At 64.0% G+C, this 20,853-nt stretch carries 22 protein-coding genes; 16 read left to right on the forward strand and 6 right to left on the reverse strand.

The genetic code is table 11. The features are described from left to right. Nucleotides 1–47: 47 nt before the first annotated feature. Both FSO04_RS26595 and FSO04_RS26600 read right to left on the reverse strand, forming a co-directional pair. Nucleotides 48–1,361 carry a DUF3108 domain-containing protein gene (locus tag FSO04_RS26595; protein ID WP_154564130.1) on the reverse strand — a complete coding sequence of 438 codons (1,314 nt, stop codon included), beginning with the start codon at nt 1,359–1,361 and terminating at the stop codon, nt 48–50. A 10-nt stretch (nt 1,362–1,371) separates the two neighbouring features. Next, nucleotides 1,372–2,268 carry an IclR family transcriptional regulator gene (locus FSO04_RS26600; RefSeq protein ID WP_154564132.1) on the reverse strand — a complete coding sequence of 299 codons (897 nt, stop codon included), beginning with the start codon at nt 2,266–2,268 and terminating at the stop codon, nt 1,372–1,374. Between the two features lie 125 nt (nt 2,269–2,393). Here FSO04_RS26600 and FSO04_RS26605 point away from each other — a divergent pair, with 125 nt between their 5' ends. The 6 genes from FSO04_RS26605 (at nt 2,394) to rfaE2 (ending at nt 8,896) form a co-directional block, all read left to right on the forward strand. Then, nucleotides 2,394–3,377 (forward strand): fumarylacetoacetate hydrolase family protein, encoded by a 984-nt coding sequence (locus FSO04_RS26605; protein ID WP_154564134.1) that lies wholly within the window; start codon nt 2,394–2,396, stop codon nt 3,375–3,377. 248 nt (nt 3,378–3,625) lie between these two features. After that, nucleotides 3,626–4,846, forward strand: a complete 1,221-nt coding sequence (locus FSO04_RS26610; RefSeq protein ID WP_154564136.1) for an ABC transporter substrate-binding protein — start codon at nt 3,626–3,628, stop codon at nt 4,844–4,846. Nucleotides 4,847–4,948: 102 nt separating this feature from the next. Continuing rightward, a complete protein-coding gene (locus FSO04_RS26615) occupies nt 4,949–5,845 on the forward strand; it encodes an enoyl-CoA hydratase/isomerase family protein (protein WP_154564138.1) in 897 nt (298 codons plus the stop codon). A 179-nt stretch (nt 5,846–6,024) separates the two neighbouring features. After that, on the forward strand, nt 6,025–6,828 hold the full coding sequence (locus FSO04_RS26620; protein WP_154564140.1) for a PhaM family polyhydroxyalkanoate granule multifunctional regulatory protein: 804 nt from the start codon (nt 6,025–6,027) through the stop codon (nt 6,826–6,828). A gap of 586 nt (nt 6,829–7,414) precedes the next feature. Then, a complete protein-coding gene (locus FSO04_RS26625) occupies nt 7,415–8,287 on the forward strand; it encodes a ferritin family protein (RefSeq protein ID WP_054035670.1) in 873 nt (290 codons plus the stop codon). A 126-nt stretch (nt 8,288–8,413) separates the two neighbouring features. Next, nucleotides 8,414–8,896 carry a D-glycero-beta-D-manno-heptose 1-phosphate adenylyltransferase gene (gene rfaE2, locus FSO04_RS26630; RefSeq protein WP_054035671.1) on the forward strand — a complete coding sequence of 161 codons (483 nt, stop codon included), beginning with the start codon at nt 8,414–8,416 and terminating at the stop codon, nt 8,894–8,896. 3 nt (nt 8,897–8,899) lie between these two features. Here the strand turns inward: rfaE2 and FSO04_RS26635 are convergent, their stop codons facing one another. The 3 genes from FSO04_RS26635 to FSO04_RS26645 form a co-directional block, all read right to left on the reverse strand. Next, complete coding sequence (locus FSO04_RS26635; protein ID WP_154564142.1) at nt 8,900–9,139, reverse strand: hypothetical protein; 240 nt, start codon at nt 9,137–9,139, stop codon at nt 8,900–8,902. A 64-nt stretch (nt 9,140–9,203) separates the two neighbouring features. Beyond that, on the reverse strand, nt 9,204–10,019 hold the full coding sequence (locus tag FSO04_RS26640; RefSeq protein ID WP_154564144.1) for a type III pantothenate kinase: 816 nt from the start codon (nt 10,017–10,019) through the stop codon (nt 9,204–9,206). Further along, entirely contained in the window at nt 10,016–10,921 is a 906-nt protein-coding gene (locus FSO04_RS26645) for a biotin--[acetyl-CoA-carboxylase] ligase (protein WP_154564146.1), read from the reverse strand. The genes FSO04_RS26640 and FSO04_RS26645 overlap by 4 nt, the downstream gene beginning before the upstream one ends. A 106-nt stretch (nt 10,922–11,027) precedes the next feature. Here FSO04_RS26645 and FSO04_RS26650 point away from each other — a divergent pair, with 106 nt between their 5' ends. The 10 genes from FSO04_RS26650 to FSO04_RS26695 all read left to right on the forward strand — a co-directional run bounded on the left by FSO04_RS26650 (nt 11,028) and on the right by FSO04_RS26695 (nt 19,758). Next, nucleotides 11,028–12,161: an MlaE family ABC transporter permease gene (locus tag FSO04_RS26650; protein ID WP_154564148.1), complete on the forward strand. Its 1,134-nt coding sequence runs from the start codon at nt 11,028–11,030 to the stop codon at nt 12,159–12,161. Further along, nucleotides 12,158–13,036 carry an ABC transporter ATP-binding protein gene (locus tag FSO04_RS26655; protein ID WP_154564150.1) on the forward strand — a complete coding sequence of 293 codons (879 nt, stop codon included), beginning with the start codon at nt 12,158–12,160 and terminating at the stop codon, nt 13,034–13,036. The genes FSO04_RS26650 and FSO04_RS26655 overlap by 4 nt, the downstream gene beginning before the upstream one ends. A gap of 16 nt (nt 13,037–13,052) precedes the next feature. Then, nucleotides 13,053–14,027, forward strand: a complete 975-nt coding sequence (locus FSO04_RS26660) for an MlaD family protein (RefSeq protein WP_154564152.1) — start codon at nt 13,053–13,055, stop codon at nt 14,025–14,027. Nucleotides 14,028–14,061: 34 nt separating this feature from the next. Next, on the forward strand, nt 14,062–14,688 hold the full coding sequence (locus tag FSO04_RS26665) for an ABC-type transport auxiliary lipoprotein family protein (protein WP_154564154.1): 627 nt from the start codon (nt 14,062–14,064) through the stop codon (nt 14,686–14,688). A 31-nt stretch (nt 14,689–14,719) separates the two neighbouring features. Then, nucleotides 14,720–15,877 (forward strand): VanZ family protein, encoded by a 1,158-nt coding sequence (locus FSO04_RS26670; protein ID WP_154564156.1) that lies wholly within the window; start codon nt 14,720–14,722, stop codon nt 15,875–15,877. A gap of 142 nt (nt 15,878–16,019) precedes the next feature. Then, a complete protein-coding gene (locus FSO04_RS26675) occupies nt 16,020–16,343 on the forward strand; it encodes a (2Fe-2S) ferredoxin domain-containing protein (protein ID WP_097391070.1) in 324 nt (107 codons plus the stop codon). Between the two features lie 8 nt (nt 16,344–16,351). Continuing rightward, a complete protein-coding gene (locus FSO04_RS26680) occupies nt 16,352–16,996 on the forward strand; it encodes an alpha/beta hydrolase (protein ID WP_154564158.1) in 645 nt (214 codons plus the stop codon). 321 nt (nt 16,997–17,317) lie between these two features. Next, a complete protein-coding gene (locus FSO04_RS26685; RefSeq protein WP_154564160.1) occupies nt 17,318–18,547 on the forward strand; it encodes a D-alanyl-D-alanine carboxypeptidase family protein in 1,230 nt (409 codons plus the stop codon). A gap of 13 nt (nt 18,548–18,560) precedes the next feature. Then, nucleotides 18,561–19,517 (forward strand): D-amino acid aminotransferase, encoded by a 957-nt coding sequence (locus FSO04_RS26690; RefSeq protein ID WP_154564162.1) that lies wholly within the window; start codon nt 18,561–18,563, stop codon nt 19,515–19,517. Beyond that, nucleotides 19,489–19,758, forward strand: coding sequence for a DUF493 family protein (locus FSO04_RS26695; protein WP_054035680.1), 270 nt, complete (start codon nt 19,489–19,491; stop codon nt 19,756–19,758). Before FSO04_RS26690 ends, FSO04_RS26695 begins: the two co-directional genes overlap by 29 nt. Before the next feature lie 32 nt (nt 19,759–19,790). Here FSO04_RS26695 and FSO04_RS26700 read toward each other — a convergent pair whose 3' ends face one another. Further along, entirely contained in the window at nt 19,791–20,759 is a 969-nt protein-coding gene (locus FSO04_RS26700) for a transcriptional regulator GcvA (RefSeq protein WP_154564164.1), read from the reverse strand. Between the last annotated feature and the right edge of the window lie 94 nt (nt 20,760–20,853).

Consider the following 20,853-nt stretch of genomic DNA (forward strand, 5'->3'; position numbering starts at 1 on the left):
GTCGCGTCGCGGAAGTTTCAGCGATCTGTTCGAGACCCTGCTCGGGTTCAGGGTTTTTCGGGCGCGTTACCGGGCCCGGTCGAATCGACCGAGGGGCTGGTTTCGGGCGTTATCACGGGTGCGTTGGCGGGTGATTGGTTTGCCGAATTGTCAGGCGAAGTATTGCCGGTGCTATCGGTGCCGCTAGTGCCGACAGTGCCACTCGTGCCTTCAACGCTGTTGACCGGACTGCCGACGCCGTCCGCATTGAGCTTGCCGCGCCACACCAGTTCGAATTGCGTGCCATTTGGCTCGGTCTGCATGATTCGCGCGGGCAGCCAGCCAAGCGACGGCGCGAGCCAAACGTCGATGCGGCGCAGATCGCCGTCATGGCGAGGCAAGCGTTTGAAGTGGCGCGTCTCGAGGTAGCCCTGTGCGGTGCGGATGGTTTCGTCGCCGATCGTCTCGACTGGCCAGTTCTCGCCGCTGTTGTTATCGATCACGAAGAATTGCCGCGTCACGCCCGGCTTATAGGCGGCCGGGTCGCCGCGCACGAGGCTGGCGAGTTGCATCACCATGCTGAAACGGTCTTGCGCGCCGTCGGGCAGCGGCAGCGTGGCCGGCGTACGCGTGAAGGCGATCTTTTTGTCGGTGCGATTGAAGATCGCCACGTCTTCCGGACGACGGCCGCGCTTTTCGATGTACTGATCCGGCGCGAGGCCGAATGCGTCGATGCGGCCATGGCTCGAATACACGAACGTGCCGACGAACGGCAAGGGCACGGAGACGACCATTTCGTAGCTCTGTGCGTTGCTGGTCCAGTGGATGGTGCCGGGCTGGTTGCGCACGCCGTTGTAGAACGTGTCGTACTGCAGTTCGCCGGACGGCGGAACGGAGAATTTCACGCCCGCGGCAGCTTGAGGCGCGCTCGCAGCGGCGGGGGCGCTGGCCGTGCCGGCGGCGGTTGCGCCCGCATTGGCGGTGGCATCGGGGTGACTCGCTGCAGCCGATGCGCTCGCCGCTGCATCCGATGCGGCCGTGGCCGCGGGTGCCTGTTTTGCCGGTTGCGTCGCCGTCAACACGTGTTCACGCGGCTTGCTCGCGACGGCCTTGTGCGCCGGAGCCGGCGTTGCCGCTTGCTGCGCGTCGGTAGCGGGTTTGCGTTCGATACGCTCGGGTGTCAGCAGTGCAACCTGCACGGGGACATGTTCGTTGTCTGATGGATTCAGCGTCGCGCGGTTGCGCTCGACCCATTGCGCCGCAATCCAGTGCAGGACGGCCACTGCCAGCAGAACCGCAAGCCATCGCCCCACCCGCAAACCGGCGCGCGGCCCGACGGGCGGCGTGCGATCAGAGCGGCGTGTGGCAGAAGGTGAGGACATGGGCGAATCGTCAGCGTGGCGCCGCACTATACCCGAGCTCATACGACAGCTTTTGCGCACATTCGCGCAGCGCCGTATCGATCTCGCCGCCCCAGCGGATATCGAACGCGCCTTCGTGACCGAGCGCGATCAGGCCCAGCGCAAGATCGCCGGTCGAGTCGAAGACCGGCATGCAGAACGCGTGGATGGTGGGCAGCAACATGCCTTCCACACGTGCTGCTTCGTGCTGCCGCACCTCCGCCAGCACCCGCTCGACCTCATCCCGCGTGCGCGGCCCGCCAATGTGCGACGAGCGGCGCGAATCGGCCAGTTCGCGCTCCAGCATCGCGGCGGTCTTGCTCGACGGCAGATAGGCGGCAAACAGCAGGCCGGTGGCGGAACTGAGCAGCGGCATCACGTCGCCGAGCTTGAGCGACGCCTTGGCCGGATGACTCGATTCCATCCAGTGGACCATCGTCGGCCCCTGATTGCCCCACACCGCGATGCCTACCGTCAGATCGAGCCGGTCGCGCAGTTCGGCGAGCGCAATGCGCGCGAGCTTCACGCCGTCGACGCGGGCAAGCCGCGCGAGCCCCAATTGCAACGCGAAGCCGCCCAGCTCGTAGCGGCCCGACAACGGATCCTGCGTCACCACGCCGAGGCGCAGGAAGCTCACCAGATAGCGGTGCGCTTTCGCCGGGCTCATGCCGGCGCGCTGTGCCAGATCGCGCAGCATCATCGCGCGCGGTTCGTGGGTCAGCACCTCGAGCAATCTGAAGCCGACCTCGATCGACTGGATGCCGGAGCGCAGCTTTTCCTCGCCGGTCTCGACGCTTTCGTCGTCGGGTTCGGGCGCGTCGAGTGGTTCCGGCGGTTCAGCGGAGTCGGTGTCGGTATGGATCGCGCCGGAGCGGGCAATTGGAGGCATGAGCGAGGCGCATCGAGCGCGTTCAAAGACAGTGAGAGAGGCGTTAGGCGCAACGGTGCTTGGGCCGCGCCGATTCACCATCGTAGAATAGATTCCCTCTATCGTCACTAACGGTTCACTCCCCTATGAAACTTGCCACGCTGAAGGACGGCACGCGCGACGGTCAACTGATCGTCGTGTCCCGCGACCTGCACACCGCGGCCGTCGCCGACGCGATCGCGCCCACCATGCAGCGCGTGCTCGATGACTGGGCCTTCTACGCGCCGCAATTGCAGGACCTGTACGACGGGCTCAACCAGGGCCGCGCACGCAACACCTTCCCGTTCGACGCCAAAGAATGCATGGCGCCGCTGCCGCGAGCGTTCCAGTGGGCCGACGGTTCGTCGTACGTGAATCATGTGGAGCTGGTGCGCCGCGCGCGTGGCGCGGAAATGCCGCCGGAATTCTGGACCGATCCGCTGATGTACCAGGGCGGCAGCGACGACTTTATCGGCCCGAAAGACGACGTGCTGTGCGCCTCTGAAGAGTTCGGTATCGACTTCGAAGCGGAAGTCGCCGTGATCACCACCGACGTGCCGATGGGCGCCACCCCTGACCAGGCGCTCAGGAGCATACGTCTGGTGACGCTCGTCAACGACGTCTCGCTGCGCAATCTGATCCCCGCCGAACTCGCGAAGGGCTTTGGTTTTTTCCAGAGCAAGCCGGCCACATCGTTCGCGCCGGTCGCGGTGACGCCCGATGAACTCGGCGAGAGCTGGCGCGAAGGGCGCCTGCACCGGCCGATGATCGTCCACTGGAACAACAAGAAGGTCGGCCAGCCCGATGCCGGCACCGACATGGTGTTCCATTTCGGCCAACTGATCTCGCACGCGGCGAAAACGCGCAACCTGCGCGCCGGCGCGATTGTCGGCTCGGGCACGGTGTCGAACAAGGACGCGAAGCGCGGCTATTGCTGTATCGCTGAGAAGCGTTGCCTCGAGACCATCGAGCACGGCGCGCCGCAAACCGAGTTCATGAAGTTCGGCGATACCGTGAAGATCGAGATGTTCGACGAAGCGGGCAAGTCGATTTTCGGTTCGATCGATCAGGGCATCGCGCCGCTGGATTGATGCGCCGGTTTGGTGCGGACCGCGGCATCAGGACCGCGCCGCACGCGCTTCGTCGCTTACGAAAGGGTTTCGCCCGATGTCGCCGTCACGACGCGCCGCTACACTGACTGGCGCGGCGGCGGCCCCGGGATAGCGGCTGTCCGTTGATCGCGAAACCGACGCAAAACAGCACGTGCGCAGGACTTAAGCAGGACACAAGCAGCACATCGGCGCGACATCAAAACGAAAAACCGAGGTGAGGAGACGGCATGCGGCGATTTGAAACCATCGAACGAGGAACCCAAGGCGCTCGTACAGCGAGCGTGCGCGCAACAACATCACGGCGCGGGCTTGCCCGTCTTGCCGCCGCGCTGTGTGCCGCGCTGCCCGCCATCGCCCTCGCGCAGGTGAAGATCGGCCTCGTGCTGTCGCTGACCGGGCCGGCCGCTTCGCTCGGCATTCCCGCGCGCGACACCACCACACTGCTGCCCAAACAGATTGGCGGCCAGAGCGTCGAATACATCGTGCTCGACGACGCGTCCGACACCACGCAGGCCGTCCAGGACACCAAGAAACTGATCTCCGAGAATCACGTCGACGCGATCATCGGCTCGTCGATCACGCCGAATTCGCTCGCGATGATCGACGTGGTTGCCGACGGTGAAACACCCATGATCTCGCTGGCCTCGTCGGCGAAAATTATCGAACCCGTGGATGCGAAACGCCACTGGGTATTCAAGACCCCGCAGACCGACGCGATGATGGCCTCGGCGATTGCCGCGCACGCCAGTACGCACGGCGTCAAAACGATCGCGTTCATCGGCCAGGCCGACGCGCTCGGCGAAACCTTCTACACCGAAGTCGCGAAGTTCGCGCAACTGCATCACATCGACGTGGTGGCGAGCGAGCGCTTCAATCGCACCGATCCGAGCGTGACCGGCCAGGTCCTGAAGATTCTCGCGACCCATCCGGACGCGGTGGTGGTCGGCGCGGCCGGCACGCCCGCCGCGCTGCCGCCGAAGACACTCAGGGAGCGCGGCTACAAAGGGCTGATCTATCACAATCATGGCGTCGGCAATAACGACTTCCTGCGGGTGTGCGGCGCCGACTGCAACGGCACGTTCCTGCCCGCGAGCCCAGTGCTGGTCGCCGCGCAATTGCCGGCGGACCATCCGGCCAAACGTCTCGCGCTCGACTACATCGCGCGCTTCGAGGCCTTGCGCGGACCGGGCAGCGTGTCGGCGTTCGGCTCGTACACGTGGGACGCCGGCATGCTGCTCAGCAACGCGGTGCCGATCGCGCTCAAGGTAGCCGCGCCCGGCACGCCGGAATTTCGCGGTGCGTTGCGCGATGCGCTGGAAGCGACACGTGGTCTTTCGGACACCAACGGCGTGGTCAACATGAGCGCCACGGATCACCTCGGTCTCGATCAACGGGCGCGTGTGATGGTCGAAATCAAGAATGCGAAGTGGGTTTATCAACCGCATTGAAATTTTGCTGGGTTTGCGCGGGTCTTGCGCGGAATATGGCGAATGTGCCCTTAGCTTAGGGCGACGGTTTCAACCGACATACCGATAGACGGATTGCTCATCATGTCTCAGGCACCACACAGTAACGACGCGTTTTACGCGCACTACCACTCGCTGCAATTGCACCGCCATCCGCATGGCGTGCTCGAAGTCGTGATGAGCGGCGAGGGCGCGAACAAGAGCGGCCTTGCCACCGCTAATGCGCGGATGCACTTCGAACTCGCCGAAATCTGGCGCGATATCGATCGGGATCCCGACACGCGTGTCGCGATCATTCGCGGCGAGGGCAAGGGCTTTTCAGCCGGTGGCGACCTGCAACTGGTCGAAGACATGGCGACCGATTTCAACGTCCGCGCACGCGTGTGGCGCGAGGCGCGCGACCTGGTCTACAACGTGATCAATTGCAGCAAGCCGATCGTTTCGGCAATGCACGGTCCGGCGGTCGGCGCGGGGCTCGTAGCCGGGCTGCTCGCAGACATCTCGATCGCGACGAAGTCGGCGCGCATTATCGACGGCCATACGCGTTTGGGCGTGGCCGCCGGTGATCACGCGGCTATCGTCTGGCCGCTTCTGTGCGGCATGGCAAAGGCCAAGTATTACCTGCTGCTGTGCGAGCCGGTGAGCGGAGAGGAGGCCGAGCGGATCGGCCTCGTGTCGCTCGCCGTCGACGAAAACGATCTGCGGCCCAAAGCATTCGAAGTCGCGCAGAAACTGGCCAACGGCTCGCAAACGGCGATTCGTTGGACCAAGTACGCGCTGAACAACTGGCTGCGTTCGGCGGGGCCGGCGTTCGATACGTCGCTGGCGCTGGAATTCATGGGCTTCGCCGGGCCGGATGTGCGCGAAGGCGTGAGCTCGCTGCGCGAGCGGCGCGCGCCGGATTTTGGCGGCGCGGACCCGTGGAGTGGGCAGCCGCGGCACACGCCGGGCGGTGGCGCATCGGGCGGTGGGCGCTCCTGAAGCCGGAGGTCGGCGCATATTGCGCAAAGCCCCGCCGGTCGGCACCTTGAGGTGCAGCGTGAGCGGGACGAACAGCAGCCCAAACTAAGAGCGGTTCGCAGCGCCACGCGCGGTATGATCGAATCAGACGCGCGCGGGACGGCGCTATTTCCTTCCCTTTATGCAGCGAGGCGACAAGCATGACCGATACATCTGGCACCACGCCGCCCTTTCCCGGCTTTCCTGGTTTTCCGCCCGCTGAAATGCTCGAACGCATGTGGGGCATGATGCGTCTCTCGCCGTTTGGCTCGGCGTTTTCGGGCGCGCAGGCTGGCAGCAGCCTGGGGCCGTCGCTGTCGATGATGTCCGACATGATGGCACCGCTCACCAACGTCGAAGAACTCGATAAGCGCATCACCGATATGCGTGCGGTCGAGCAGTGGCTCAAGCTGAATCTGAACATGCTGCAGTCCGCCATTCAGGCGCTCGAAGTGCAACGCGCCACGCTTGCAACGCTGCGTGCGTTTGGTGCGTTCGCGCAGTCGTCGATGGGGCAGCCGGCTTCCGCGGCTGCCGCGCCGAGTCCCTCGCCGACCGGCTGGCCGCACCCGGAAGCCGCTTCGGCTTCTGCCAGTGCAAGCCCATCGGCCGCGCCCGAGCCGGCGCCCGAAGAAGGCGAGGCCGACGTGACACCGCCGTTCGACGCCTCCGCCTGGTGGAATCTGCTTCAATCGCAGTTCAATCAGATCGCCCAGTTTGCGATGACGCAGCCAGGTGCGACGGCCGCCGCGTCAGACGGCTCGGCAACGGACTCGCCAGAAGGCGCGGCGAGCGCTTCGGCATCGGCAGGCGAAGCGGCTGACGCGCCGGAGGGTACCGCAGCGGACGCCGGAGCTGCAGCCAAACGGCCGGCAACGAAACGGGCAACGACGTCGACTTCAACGGCCGCGAAGCGCGCAGGCAGTGCGAGTGCCGCTCCGCGAGCGACGAAAAAGGCTGTTTGACGGCAGGAAAGAAGCGGGTCGGCGCGACCTGTGCGCCGACAGAGTGCAAAGCCCGGCCGACCAGCAGTGCCAACGAAGTGAATTCGCCGCCTGTCATGGTTTTGACCCCGATCGTCGGCCACACTCCGTGAATCGGGTCGTTTATTGAGAGAAGTCAATCAGGCGCGGGAATTGCGTCTGCTACGGCACGGGAACCGTAAAGTCAGCGTGCTATCATTGTGTAAGCTTCATTGGGCTTTTGGGCGTGCGCTGAAAACAACCAATCCGGCCGCCCATGCTCCATTCGCCGCCGGTACCACCGGCGCAGGGCTGGACGGTGCGGATTCATCGCAGACTGGCTCGACCTCAGGCATAGGGTATCCCTCACCCACGGTTGGCCGCGCAGCGCGTAACTTCTGGTTAATAGCGCCGCGCAAACGCCGGACTTCTTTGCTGCCCGGTGCATCTAGGCGGCCGATTACCGCGTAAAATTGAATGCTTGGCCGATAAACGGTGCACAAAACGGTGCGTTTCGTTCGTCATAAGCAAAAGTGCTACACGTAGTAGTTACAGACACAGACAGTATGCGCAGAACAGGGGTGGGACTATGAACACCATGCTTTATCCGGAACTTTATAAATCGCTCGAATCCGTTCGATGGGACATGGAGAAAGACATTCCCTGGGACAAGTTCGATGCATCGCTATTGACCGACGAGCAGGCAGCGACGATCAAGATGAACGCGATCACCGAATGGTCGGCGTTGCCCGCCACGGAAATGTTTCTGCGTGACAACCATCACGACAGCGATTTCTCCGCATTCATGAGCGTGTGGTTCTTCGAAGAACAGAAGCATTCGCTGGTGCTGATGGAATATCTGCGCCGTTTCAAGCCGGAAATGTGTCCGACCGAAGAAGAACTGCACGCCGTGCGCTTCGAATTCGATCCGGCGCCGCCGCTCGAAACGCTGATGCTGCACTTCTGCGGCGAAATCCGCCTGAACCACTGGTATCGCCGTGCTGCCGAATGGCACACCGAGCCCGTCATCAAGGCCATCTACGAAACCATTTCGCGCGACGAAGCGCGTCATGGCGGCGCGTACCTGCGCTACATGAAGAAAGCGATGGTGCAAACCGGCGACATCGCGCGTGCCGCGTTCGCCAAGATCGGCGTCCTGATGGCATCGGCGCGCCGCACGGAAAAGCCGCTGCATCCGACCAACCTGCACGTGAATCAGGCGCTGTTCCCGCGCGACACGATTCAATCGCGTCTGCCGGATCCGGAATGGCTCGAACGCTGGCTCGACGAGCAGATCCGTTTTGACGACGGCTGGGAAAAGAAGGTGGTCGAGCGGATTCTGCACAACCTGTCGATTCTGTTCGAGCGCACGTTCAACACGGCGCAGGAATTGAACCGTTATCGCAAGGAAGTCGTCCTGCGCTTGCAGGCCGATCAGAAATCGGCTGAACAGCCGGCTTGATGGGTTCAGGTTCGCGGTTTTAAAGTTTCAGGAACGGCCCGGCAGGCGTGAGCTTGCTGGGCCGTTTTGCTTCATGCCGTCCGGCGTGTATCGTGGCGGCACTTCTTTTTTCTTTGCGACTCCGTCATGGCCGCCACTTTTGAACGCAAGATTTTTACGCGCGATGCGCTGGTGAAGCTGCGCGCTTCGATGTCCGCGCCGGTTGTATTTACCAATGGTGTGTTCGACATCCTGCATCGCGGGCATGTGACGTATCTGGCCGACGCCAAAGCGCTCGGCGCTTGCCTGATTGTCGGCGTCAATAGCGATGCTTCCGTGCGCATGCTAGGCAAAGGCGATGACCGGCCGATCAATAACGAGGCTGATCGGATGGCTTTGCTGGCGGCGCTGGAGAGCGTCGATTACGTGGTTTGTTTTGGCGAGAAGACGCCCGTGGAGCTGATTTCGGCGCTGCGGCCGGATGTGCTTGTCAAAGGCGGCGACTACGACATGGATGTTTTGCCGGAGTCGGCCATTGTGCGGGGTTGGGGCGGCAAGGCCTTGGCGATTCCGTTCGAGCATGAGCGCTCGACTACCGCGTTATTGAAGAAGGTTCGCGCGCAAGGGTGATCTTTACTGCGGCAGCGCCGATGCCGCGATCGGCGCCGTCGGCGCCGGACCGCCTACCACTGCCTGGTCGGCGGCTTCGGCTGCCGTGACGGGGTGCACCTTCAACCACTCCGCATGGAACTGGCGGTTCAGGTGGTTCGGCTCGCGGCCGCCGGCTGTGGGCGTGGGGCCGAATACGCCGCGCATCGCGACGAATGCCAGCATGTTGGCAAGAAACAAGATGGCGATCAGCCAGCGCAGCATCGTTAGTATTCCCCGTTAATGAGTTCAGCCGCTGTCATCCCGCCGTAATTCGGAAGGCCGCGGCTTAGACGTCGCGTTCCATCGCGCGCTCGGCAGCAATCAGCGCAAGCCCCGACAGCACCAGCGAATCGTGGCGAGTATGCGGCACTTTTAGCGCGCTTGTCACTTCGTCCACTGCGCCGCCGCTTACCACCAGGCGCACCGGCACCTGCCATTCGTCCTGCAAGTCACGCCACATGCGCTCGATCAGGCCGGCTTGCGCCAACGTGCATCCGGCCGACAACGAGCGTGGCGTATCTGTCGCGAAGAACGGGCCGCGGCGCTCGCGATGAGACGGGGCGTCCGCATCGAGCAAGCCGCGCGCTGAGTGGGCGTCGAGTGTCGGCAGTTGCGCTGTGTGCTCGCCTAGCGAGCGCATCATCAAGGTCCAACCCGGCGCAATCAGACCGCCGACAAAGCTGCCGTCCGCACGCAACGCTTCAAGCGTGGTCGCGGTGCCGAACGTCGCAATGAGCAGATTCTCACCGGGAAATGCAGCGTGCGCTCCAATCAGACCCGCCCAGCGATCGCTGCCGAGCGCATGCGGCGTCGTATAGCTATTGGTCACGCCGCATTGTTGAGCGCAGGCGCGGATCGTCGTGCGCGGCAGTTGCGGCCAGTGAGCGTCGAGTAGGGTGGCAATCCGTGCCGCGACGCTTTCGCCCGCCACGTTGGATAACCATGCGCCGCCCGGCGTCGGCAACGTCGACCAGTCAGGCTGGTCAGCGCTGCCGTGCGCGAGCGCGCCGGTCGCGATCTGCGTACCGTCCGGCTGCACCAGCGCCCACTTGACGCGACTATTGCCCGCGTCGATCAACAGATAAGGCGCGCCGCTCGTCATGCCGCACCGTCGGCCAGACGCAGCGAGACGTCACCGGTCGCGACGGTCAGACGCCCGGCCGCCGTGTTGAGCAGCAGTTGTCCGCGTTCGTCGACGCCTGCGGCCACGCCGCGCGCCAGCTCTTTACCTTGTTCCAGCAGCACGACTTCACGGCCTGCGTAGGCGTGCACGGCGTTCCAGCGCGTCTGGAACGGCGCGAAGCCTTCCGCGCCGAAGCGCTGCAGCGCGGGTTCGAGCGCGTTCAGTTCCGCCGCCAGCGTATCGGTGAGGTTTGCATTCGGCAGCGCGCGTTGCAGTGCTGTCGGTGTGGCGCCGCGCGCTTGCGCCGGCACGTCCGCGTTGAGCGCCCCGACCTTGGCGGCGAGCTCGTCCGCGCCCTTCACGTTGGTGCCGATACCGATCACCACGGCGCTCGCGTTGTCCGTGCTCCATGCGGTTTCGATCAGGATGCCGGCCAGCTTGTCGCCTTCGAGCAGCACGTCGTTGGGCCACTTCAGCGCGATTTGCCCAGGGCCTGCGACCGGCAACGAGCGCAGCCCGTCGACCAGCGCCACGCCCACCGCGAGACTCAAGCCCGCCAGTCCTTCGAGCGGGCGCGGCAGCACGCATGCCACCGAAAACAACAATGCATTGCCCGGTTCCGCATACCATGGGCGGCCACGACGGCCGCGGCCCGCGGTTTGCAGATACGCGACCCGCACGATCGGCCGCGGCAGCGCGCCGGCCTTGCGCGGCAATGCCTTGACGCGCGTCATCAGGTCGGCGTTGGTCGAGCCGGTTTCCTCGACGATTTCGATCGGCCAGTCGTGCGCGTGCGGACCGAATAGCGCGACGGCGCGCTCGCGGTCGATGCGCCAGTCGGAAGCCGCAGCGGCTTGGGGTGGGGTCTTGGAGGCGTTCATGTCTCATATTGTAGCCACAGCGAACGCTACGAGTCCGTGAGCACGGTTCAAGCGCCGCGCCTTCGTTACAATGACCCCTAATCCGATAACCAGATTCCAGCGATCCTTGAACTACGACACTCCGCCCGGCCTTGAAGTCGCGGCTGGCAGCCAAGGCAAGATCGTCCGGCTCTCGGGCCAGTGGACGGCGCTCGCGCTCGCACGCGACAAGGCCACCGGTCACGTGATCCCTTTGTTGCGCTCGCTGGTCGGCGCTGAAGGCATCGGCCAGTGGGACCTGTCGCGTATCGACCGGATGGACCACGTCGGCGGTCAGGCACTGTGGCGCGTGTGGGGCCACAAGATGCCCCCGGACACCACGCTCACCGATACGCAACGCGACATTTTCGAGCGCATCGCTCTGCTCGACACGGCGCGCGAAAAGGTCGAGCCGGTGATCAAGTTCGATCCGTTCACCCGGCTCGGCCTCGCGATTTTCTCGTTCTTCGAGCACCTGTACGGCGGATTCGGCATGCTCGGGCAGGTCGTGCTCGATCTTCTCGCGATCGCGCGCAAACCGAAAATCACGCCGTGGACCGAGATCTCGGCGAACGTCTATAACGCCGGCACCAAGGCGTTGCCGATCACCGCGCTGGTCGCGTTCCTGATCGGCATCGTGCTGAGCTATCTGTCGGCGCAGCAACTGCGGCTGTTTGGCGCGAATCAGTACATCGTCAATATTCTTGGGCTGTCGGTGATTCGCGAACTGGGGCCGGTGCTGTCGGCGATTCTGGTGGCGGGCCGTTCGGGCTCGGCGATTACCGCCCAGATCGGCGTGATGCGCGTCACCGAAGAACTCGACGCCATGCGCGTGATGGGCATCCCGCACGGCCTGCGGCTGATTTTGCCGCGCGTGGTCGCGCTCGGCGTCGCCATGCCGCTCCTCGTGATGTGGACTAACATCATCGCGTTGACGGGCGGTGCGCTCGCCGCGAAGATCGTGCTCGGCATCGACATGAGCTACTTCGCGCGCGCCTTGCCGAGCGTGGTGCCGGTCGCGAACTTGTGGATCGGCCTTGGCAAGGGCGTTGCGTTCGGCATGCTGATTGCGATCGTCGGCTGTCACTTCGGCTTCCGTATCAAGGCCAATTCGCAAAGCCTCGGCGAAGGCACGACGACCTCGGTGGTGACCTCGATCACCATCGTGATTCTCGCGGACGCGGTGTTCGCGATCCTCTTCCAGAACGTGGGGCTAGGATGATCGCGCCACTCACCCAGGCCGTACGCGGCCAACCGATGCCCGAGATTGCGGAGCCGGTGATCGAGGTGATCGATATCACCAAGCGCTACGGCCGCAACATCGTGCATCAGCATCTGAATTTCGACGTGCGGCGCGGCGAGATCGTCTCGATCGTCGGCGGATCGGGCTCGGGCAAGACCACGCTGGTGCGGCAGATTCTCGGGCTGGAGCGGCCGTCGTCGGGAACGATCAAGCTGTTTGGTCAGGACATTGCCACCATTTCGCCTGACGATGCGCTGCTTATGCGCAGCCGCTCCGGGATGCTGTTTCAGCGCGGCGCGCTGTTCTCGTCGCTCTCGGTGTTCGACAACGTCGCGCAGCCCTTGCGCGAACTCGGCAAGGTGCCCGAAGACCTGCTGCGCGACATCGTGATGCTCAAGCTCGAAATGGTCGGCCTGCCGTGCAAGCACGCGTCGAAGATGCCGTCGGCGCTTTCGGGCGGGATGATCAAGCGTGTGGGTATTGCGCGCGCCATTGCGCTCGAGCCGGAGTTGCTATTTCTCGACGAACCGACCGCCGGGCTCGATCCGCAGGCGTCCGACGAATTCGTCGAACTGATTTCCGCGTTGCATCGCGCGCTCGGTCTGACGGTGGTGATGGTCACGCACGATCTCGACACGATGATCGCGCTGTCCACCCGCGTCGCCGTGCTGGCGGATCGGAAGGTGCTGGTCGCCGCGCCGGTCGAAGAGGCGGCGGGCGTCGATCATCCGTTTATCCGCGAATATTTCCTCGGCCTGCGCGGGCGTCGTGCGCTGCAGGCGTTGCCGTCGGAACGCCGCGCAAAGTTGCCGCGCGCGGCGCTCGAATCGGCATCGTCCGAATTGCCGCTGTGAACCTGGGAACCTGACAATGGAAAACAAATCACATGCCTTCTGGGCAGGGATCTTCACGGTGGCCTTGCTGGCTGCAATCGCAGTGGCCGGTTTTTTGTTCAACGTCGACCGTTCCGTGCGGGTGCCGTACGATCTGATTGCACGCACCAACGTTACGGGGCTCTATACCGACGCGGCGGTGCGCTATCGCGGGCTCGACGTCGGCAAGGTACAGTCGATCAAATTCGATCGGGATCATCCGGGGCAAATCCTGATTCGCATTCTCGTCGACACGCACGCGCCGATTACGCACTCCACGTTCGGCAGCCTCGGGTTCCAGGGCGTGACGGGTATTGCATTCATCCAGTTGGATGACAGTGGACGCGATCCGACGCCGCTCGCGTCGTCGGCGAAAGCGGTAGCGCAGTTGCCGATGCATCCGGGTTTGCTCGATCAGTTACAGCAACGCGGCGACGTTTTGCTGCGCAAACTCGAAAGAGTCACTGACGACGTCGACAATCTGTTGTCGCCGGAAATGGTTAGCCAGTTGCAGGGCACGGCAGCGAGCCTTCAGAAGGCCGCCGATGGCGTCGCCACGCTGACCCAGCAGATGGCGCCGGCAGCGGGCAAGCTGCCCGCCACGATCAACGCCTTGGATCGCACGCTGGCGTCGACCAATCAGTTGATCACCAGTCTGAACCGCCCGGACGGGCCGTTCGAGACCAACCTGAACAAGGTCGGAACGGCTGCCCAGCAAGCGGGCGACGCGCTGGTGTCGATGGACAGTTCGATGCAGGAGTTGTCGGCGCGCGTCGGTTACGACACACTGCCGCGCGTCAATTCGCTCGCCGAAGACGTGCGCTCCGCGGCCCGTTCCGTGGACCGCGCTGCCGACACGTTCAGCACCAATCCGCGCAGCGTGCTGTTCGGTGCGCCGAGCGCTTCGCCGGGCCCTGGCGAAGCGGGTTTTACGTGGCCCGCTGCCCGAGCCGCCGCGCATGCTGCCCAATGAAATGATTTGCAGGTTTTGAAGAAGGAACATGGTTATGTCACGCTCGATTCACCGATTGTTGTCCTCGAGCGCCGCGCTTGCGATGCTGCTCGCGTTCGGCGTGCTGGCTGCAGGCTGCGCCGGCACCCCTGCGGCGATCTCGGACATCCGCTACGACCTCGGGCCGCCGAGCCCGGCGGCCTCGGCCGGCACGCTGCCGGCGGTGAAGGTGCTCGATGTCAGCGCGCCCGACAACCTCGAATCTGACAAGCTGATTTACCGGCTTAGCTACGCCGACGCGCAGCAGACGGCGTCGTACGCGAACAGCCACTGGACCATGATGCCGTCGCAACTGCTGACCCAGCGTCTGCGCGGTGCGCTCAGTTCGCGTGGCACCGTGCTGACCGGGGCCGACGGCGTGCACGCGCCGGTCCTGAAGGTCGATCTGAGCGAGTTCGAACAGGTCTTCGATAGCCGGTCGGAAAGCCACGCCGCGGTCACCGCGCGCGCCACGTTGACGCAGAACGGCAAGGTGATCGGCCAGCGCACTTTCCTCGCGCGCGCGCCGTCCAGTTCTGCGGACGCAGCCGGCGGCGCGCAGGCGCTCGCCGCAGCCAGCGACGACCTCGTCTCGCAGATCGGCGCATGGCTCGGCGTGCAGGCGCTGGTCGCCGCGCAATGACCGGCATGCAGCGCAAAGAACGGAGCGCTGCATGAGCGTTAAGCCCTGGCAGCGCCGTCCTTCGGCGCTCGCCCGGCAGGCGCTGGGGCTGTACACGGCGCTGATCGTCTACGGGTCGTGGTATCCGTTTTCCGGCTGGCGTTCGCTCGGCCTCGCCCCGTTTGCCTATCTGTCCGATCCCATGCCGCAGTACCTGACGGCGTTCGACGTCGTCACGAACGTGCTCGGCTATATGCCGTTCGGCGCGCTGGTGGTGCTCGCGGTGTATCCGCGTTGGCGCGGCACGCTGGCGGTGGCGTTGGCTTTCGTGCTCGGTGGGTTGCTGTCGGGCGTGATGGAGGCGGTGCAAACCTATCTGCCGACGCGCGTTGCCTCCAATCTCGACCTGGCCGCCAACGCGCTCGGCGCGCTGCTCGGCGCGGCGATCGTGTCGCCGGCCACCGGCGCGTTGCTCGATCGCGGCTTGCTGCGGCGTGTGCGGCTCCTCTGGTTCGAGCGCGACACGGCGGCGCTCGCCTGTCTCGTCGCCTTGTGGCCGTTCGCGACCATGTACCCGGCGCCACGGCTTTTCGGTCTCGGTAACTGGCCGCGCGCGCTGTGGCTGCGTTTCGATTCGACGACGCAGGATGCCTTGCTCGCATGGACACCGCCTGCCTGGCACGTCGGCGCGTGGCCGGCGCTGGTTGCCGCCTGGCTGCCCGACGACGCTTGGGAAGCCGTCATCACCACGCTCAATCTGTTCGCCGCACTGGCTCTCGCCTCGCTGCCGGTGCGCCGCCATGCACCACTCGTGCGCCTGTTGATCGTGTTTATCGTCATGACTTTGTGCGTCAAGGCGGGCGCGACCTTTCTGCAATCGCAATCCGGTCTTGCGTTCGACTGGGCGACGCCCGGCGCGCTGGCAGGGCTCGTGTGCGGTACTGTCACCGCACTGCTGGCGCTGGGCTTGCGGCGCAGGTTGCGCGCGGCGCTCGCGGCCTGCGCGCTGACGATCGCGCTCGTGTTCGTCAATCTGCTGCCGGTCAATCCGTATTTCGATGCCGTACTGGCGGACTGGCGCCAGGGACGGTACCTGCACTTCAATGGTCTCGCGCATTGGATCGCGTGGATCTGGCCGTATGCGGCGCTGGTGTGGCTCGCCTATCTCGTCGAACAGGTGTGGCTCAAGCGGCGCGTGGAGCGCGCATGAAGCAAGGGCGACGCGTGCGTGCGGCCGTGCGTCCGCCGCTCAGCGACCGCCAGCCCCGCTCGCTATAATCTTCTGCACAACAGGCGCGCTGCGGCGCTTCCAGCGCCATTCCCACTCTTACAGTCTCGCCCCTCCGGACATCATGGACTCCTACTACAAGTACCACGTCTTCTTCTGTCTCAACCAGCGCGATCCCGGCGCGGAGCGTCCGAGTTGCGCGAATTGCAATGCGCAGGCGATGCAGGAACACGCGAAAAAGCGCGTGAAGCAACTCGGCCTTGCAGGCCCGGGCCAGGTGCGTATCAACAAGGCCGGCTGTCTCGAGCGTTGTGAGCTCGGCCCGGCGCTCGTCGTGTATCCGGAAGGCGTCTGGTACACGTATGTCGACGAGAGCGACATCGATGAAATCGTCGATTCGCATCTTGTGAACGGCAAGATCGTCGAGCGTCTGAAAATCGATCAATAAGCCTCGCCATGAACGTACATACCAAGAAATATCTGATCGACGGCCCGGTCGGCAAGATCGAAGTCGCGCTGGATCTGCCCGATGAGATGCGTGAGAACGGCGCCGCGCCGCGCGGCATCGCGCTGGTCGCGCACCCGCATCCGCTGTTCGGCGGCACGATGGACAACAAGGTCGCGCAGACGCTCGCGCGCACGCTCGTGCAGTTGAACTACGTGACGTACCGCTCGAATTTCCGCGGTGTCGGCGAAACGCAGGGCGAGCATGACGCCGGTGTCGGTGAGCGCGACGATCTGCGCGCCGTGCTCGATCACATGCGCGCGCAAGCAGGACAGGGCGATCTGCCCCTCGTACTGACGGGTTTTTCGTTCGGCACCTTCGTGCTGTCGCACGTTGCCGCGAAGCTGCGCGAAGAAGGTCAGGCGATCGAGCGAATCGTGTTCGTGGGCACTGCGGCGAGCCGGTGGGAAGTCGCGCCTGTACCGGAAAACACGCTCGTGATTCACGGCGAAATCGACGAGACCGTTCCCATTCAGTCGGTTTTCGACTGGGCGCGGCCGCAGGAATTGCCGGTCGTCGTGATTCCGGGGGCAGAGCATTTTCTGCATCGCAAGCTGCACGTTCTGAAGCGGATCATCGTCGACGCGTGGCGTTAAAGCATGCGTCGCGCGTGTTTTCCGGGGTACAGGTACGTGCAAACGCAAATTAATCGCCGCCCTTTGCTCAAAGATACCAGGATAGCGCGCGTATAATGAGCGCTCTTTTTTGGGCGCAGCATCGCCCACCCGGCAGTTCGCGCGACGCGTAGCTTCTTTCTCGCGCGCAGCGGTGCCGGATGCGAGGCGTGCTGCGCGAACCGATCGCGTCGCCGGAAGTCCAATGGGCGCCGCGCCGTTTTTACGGCCTGACGCTCGCCGACCGGCTCCTCCAATCTGTGCGCCCTGCGCGCGATGTATTTTTCCGCACGAATCGACCCTATGCGTTTCTCCACCTCCGGCCGCACGTCATTCCCGTCAGTTTCTTCTTTCGTTCCCACTACGCTTAGCCGTGCCGTGACCCTCGGCATCGTGCTGCCGGCCACGCTCGTTGCCAGCACGGCGTTCGCGCAGGTGCCGCCGCCCGGGGTGAACGCGCGCTCGTGGGTGCTCGTCGATGCCACCAGCAATCAGGTGCTCGCCTCGGGCAATCCCGACGAACGTGTCGAACCGGCCTCGCTGACCAAGCTGATGACCGCGTACCTCGTCTTCGAAGCACTGCAGACGAAGAAGATCACGATGGACCAGACGGTGATGCCGAGCGAAGCGGTGCGCCGCGTGCGCACCGACGAATCGCGCATGTTCATCGAAGCCAACAAGCCGGTGACCGTGCACGATCTGGTGTACGGCATGATCATCCAGTCGGGTAACGACGCGGCGATCGCGCTGGCCGAACTGGTGGGCGGCAGCGAGGCGCAGTTCGTCAACATGATGAACACCGAAGCGCAGAAACTCGGCATGAAGAACACGCATTTCGCCGACGTGAACGGCATGCCCGACGCGCAGCACTACACCACTGCGGGCGACCTCGCGGTGCTGTCGGCGCGCCTGATTCGTGACTTCCCCGACTACTACAACATCTTCTCGGTCAAGGAATTCACGTACAACAAGATCAAGCAGCCGAACCGCAACCGTCTGCTGTGGATCGACCCGACGGTGGACGGCCTGAAGACCGGTCATACGCAAGCGGCCGGCTACTGCCTGATCGCCAGCGCGAAGCGTCCGCTGCCGGGCACGGCCGACGGCTCGCGCCGTCTCGTCTCGGTGATGATGGGCGAGGTCAAGGAACACGACCGCGTGCAGGACAGCCTGAAGATGCTGAACTACGGCTACACCGCGTACGACACGGTGCGTCTGTACAAGGCGAGCCAGGTGGTAGGCACGCCGCGCGTCTACAAGGGTGCGCAGGACACCGTGCAGATCGGCGTGAAGGGCGATCAGTACATCACCGTGCCGAAGGGCATGGGCGACAAGGTGAAGCCGCAGATCGAACAGATCGATCCGCTGATCGCACCGATCGCGAACGGTCAGCAGGTCGGCACCGCGAAGCTCGTGGCCGACGGGAAGGTGCTGGCGCAATTCCCGATCGTCGCGTTGCAGGCTGTGCCGCAAGCCGGCGTGGTCGGCCGTGTGTGGGGTTCGCTGATGCTGATGTTCAACAAGAAGAAGTAAGAGCCCGATTGCGATGACCGCTGTTTCCGATGTTTCGCTCGACCCGATCGTTTATCTGAACGGCGAGCTGGTGCCCTTGTCCGAAGCGCGCGTGCCGGTTCTCGACCGCGGCTTTATTTTCGGCGACGGCATTTACGAAGTCGCGCCGTTGTATCCGCATGCGAGCGGCCGTACGGCGTTTCGCTTCAGGCATCATCTGGCGCGCCTTGCGCGCTCGCTGGACAAGATCGGCATCGTCAATCCGTTCGACGATGCCGGCTGGCGCGAGCTGATCGACCGCGTGGTCGCGGCTAATGAAGCGGACGCAGGCCTGCGCGCCGATCAGGACGCGATTGCTTACGTTCAGATCACACGGGGCGTCGCCAAGCGCGGTCACGCGTTTCCGGCCGGCATCCGGCCGACCGTGTTCGTAATGGTTACGCCGCTGAACCTGCCGGACGCCGCCCAGCGCGCGCAGGGCGTGCGCTGCGTCACTGCTGAAGACCGCCGCTGGCTCAATTGCGACATCAAATCGGTGTCGCTGCTCGGCAATGTTTTGATGGCGCAGTACGCGGCTGAAAACGACGCGTTTGAGACGATCCAGTTTCGCGATGGCATGCTGACTGAAGGTTCGTCTTCGAATATCTGGATGGTGAAGGACGGCGTGTTGTACGCGCCGCCGCGCAGCCGCAAGATTCTCGAAGGGATTCGCTACAGTCTGATCGAAGAGCTAACGAGCGAATGCGGCATTCGCTTCGAGGCGCGCGAGATCGCCGAAGCTGAGCTGCGTGCCGCCGACGAGATTCTGGTCAGTTCCGCCACCAAGGAAGTGCTGCCGGTTACGCAGCTTGACGGCCAGCCGGTCGGCAACGGCAAGCCGGGCGCGGTGTTTGCGGCCTTGTACGCGGCCTATCAGCGTGCCAAGGCCAAGGAAGCGCAAGAAGCGCAGCAAGGAGTAGAAAGTGAATCCCGCGAAAGAATCATTGCTTGAGTTTCCGTGCGACTTTCCCATCAAGATCATGGGCAAGTCGCATCCCGAGTTCGCCGAGACGATTGTCACGGTGGTTCGGCAGTTCGATAACGAAGTTGATCCCGCTCGCGTGGAAACGCGGCCGTCCAGCGGCGGCAATTACACCGGTTTGACGGTTACCGTGCGCGCGACGAGCCAGGCGCAGCTCGACGATATTTATCGCGCGCTCACTGGCCATCCGATGGTGAAGGTGGTGCTTTAACGCCAGGCTCTGTGCCTACGGATGCCTCTGGATTACGGCGTGACGCGCAATGCATCCGCCGCCAGATCGGCGCTTGCAGCAGAGCCCACCTCACAAGCCTGCTCAAAAAGCTGTTTGAACCGTCCCACTTCTTCGAATACCCAGGCGCGGAACGCCTTGACGCGCGCGGTTTCGAGCATCTGTGGCGGGCAGATGAAGTAGTACTGCCACGGGCTCGGTCCATCCACATCGAATAGCCGCACAAGGCGGCCTGCCGCGATCTCGTGCATCGCCAGCGAACGGCGCGTGAGCGCGACCCCTTGGCCGTCGATGGCCGCCTGCAGCAGGTTCGACGAATCCTGATATAGCACGCCACGCTTCGGCTCAGGCCAGTCGGTGAGGCCGGCGGCATCGAACCACGGGCGCCAGAGTTCGTCGTCCGAGCGCAGGAGCTGAACCTTGGCCAGATCGGCCGGCGTTTGCGGCAGCTTGCCACCGTTGAAATTCGGCGCGCAAGCCGGAAAGAAGATCTCCTCCAGCAGCAACTCCGCGTGCAGCCCCGAATATTTGCCGTAGCCGAAGCGGATCGCCACGTCGACGTCGTCGCGCGCGAAGTCCGTCAGCGCGTTCGTGGACAGCAGTTCGAGGTCCCACTGGGGATGCGCCTCGATAAAGCTGCCGATGCGCGGCGTCACCCAGCGCGCCGCAAACGAGGACAGCATGGACACGACCAGGCGCCGTTCGCGGTCGCCGGCACGGACTTCGCGGGTGGCGTCAGCAAGTCCCATCAACGCGGTGCGCACGCGCGTGGCATAGCGGCGGCCCGTGTCCGTGAGCCGTACGCGCTTGCCGTCGCGGGCGAACAGTGCGATGCCCAATTCTTCCTCCAGCGCGCGAATCTGGTGGCTGACGGCGCCGTGCGTGACGAACAGCTCGTCGGCGGCGCGCGAGAAGCTCTCGTGGCGGGCGGCGGCTTCGAACGCCTTGATGGCGTTCAGCGGGGGTAGTTGCCGGAGGTCCATCGCAATATTTCTCACATAGAGGTGAAAATAGATCGTTTTGCGTAAACCCTTGCTACGCCTAGGATTGTAGTCACGAAACGAATTTTGGCGAGGG

This window comes from Paraburkholderia madseniana (assembly GCF_009690905.1).
GTDB lineage: Bacteria > Pseudomonadota > Gammaproteobacteria > Burkholderiales > Burkholderiaceae > Paraburkholderia > Paraburkholderia madseniana.

Bases quoted from the DNA above. Each gene is read 5' to 3' on its own strand.
- FSO04_RS26595 (WP_154564130.1), bottom strand. From the start codon at position 1,361: ATGTCCTCACCTTCTGCCACACGCCGCTCTGATCGCACGCCGCCCGTC.
- FSO04_RS26600 (WP_154564132.1), bottom strand. From the start codon at position 2,268: ATGCCTCCAATTGCCCGCTCCGGCGCGATCCATACCGACACCGACTCC.
- FSO04_RS26605 (WP_154564134.1), top strand. From the start codon at position 2,394: ATGAAACTTGCCACGCTGAAGGACGGCACGCGCGACGGTCAACTGATC.
- FSO04_RS26610 (WP_154564136.1), top strand. From the start codon at position 3,626: ATGCGGCGATTTGAAACCATCGAACGAGGAACCCAAGGCGCTCGTACA.
- FSO04_RS26615 (WP_154564138.1), top strand. From the start codon at position 4,949: ATGTCTCAGGCACCACACAGTAACGACGCGTTTTACGCGCACTACCAC.
- FSO04_RS26620 (WP_154564140.1), top strand. From the start codon at position 6,025: ATGACCGATACATCTGGCACCACGCCGCCCTTTCCCGGCTTTCCTGGT.
- FSO04_RS26625 (WP_054035670.1), top strand. From the start codon at position 7,415: ATGAACACCATGCTTTATCCGGAACTTTATAAATCGCTCGAATCCGTT.
- rfaE2 (WP_054035671.1), top strand. From the start codon at position 8,414: ATGGCCGCCACTTTTGAACGCAAGATTTTTACGCGCGATGCGCTGGTG.
- FSO04_RS26635 (WP_154564142.1), bottom strand. From the start codon at position 9,139: ATGCTGCGCTGGCTGATCGCCATCTTGTTTCTTGCCAACATGCTGGCA.
- FSO04_RS26640 (WP_154564144.1), bottom strand. From the start codon at position 10,019: ATGACGAGCGGCGCGCCTTATCTGTTGATCGACGCGGGCAATAGTCGC.
- FSO04_RS26645 (WP_154564146.1), bottom strand. From the start codon at position 10,921: ATGAACGCCTCCAAGACCCCACCCCAAGCCGCTGCGGCTTCCGACTGG.
- FSO04_RS26655 (WP_154564150.1), top strand. From the start codon at position 12,158: ATGATCGCGCCACTCACCCAGGCCGTACGCGGCCAACCGATGCCCGAG.
- FSO04_RS26660 (WP_154564152.1), top strand. From the start codon at position 13,053: ATGGAAAACAAATCACATGCCTTCTGGGCAGGGATCTTCACGGTGGCC.
- FSO04_RS26665 (WP_154564154.1), top strand. From the start codon at position 14,062: ATGTCACGCTCGATTCACCGATTGTTGTCCTCGAGCGCCGCGCTTGCG.
- FSO04_RS26670 (WP_154564156.1), top strand. From the start codon at position 14,720: ATGAGCGTTAAGCCCTGGCAGCGCCGTCCTTCGGCGCTCGCCCGGCAG.
- FSO04_RS26675 (WP_097391070.1), top strand. From the start codon at position 16,020: ATGGACTCCTACTACAAGTACCACGTCTTCTTCTGTCTCAACCAGCGC.
- FSO04_RS26680 (WP_154564158.1), top strand. From the start codon at position 16,352: ATGAACGTACATACCAAGAAATATCTGATCGACGGCCCGGTCGGCAAG.
- FSO04_RS26685 (WP_154564160.1), top strand. From the start codon at position 17,318: ATGCGTTTCTCCACCTCCGGCCGCACGTCATTCCCGTCAGTTTCTTCT.
- FSO04_RS26690 (WP_154564162.1), top strand. From the start codon at position 18,561: ATGACCGCTGTTTCCGATGTTTCGCTCGACCCGATCGTTTATCTGAAC.
- FSO04_RS26700 (WP_154564164.1), bottom strand. From the start codon at position 20,759: ATGGACCTCCGGCAACTACCCCCGCTGAACGCCATCAAGGCGTTCGAA.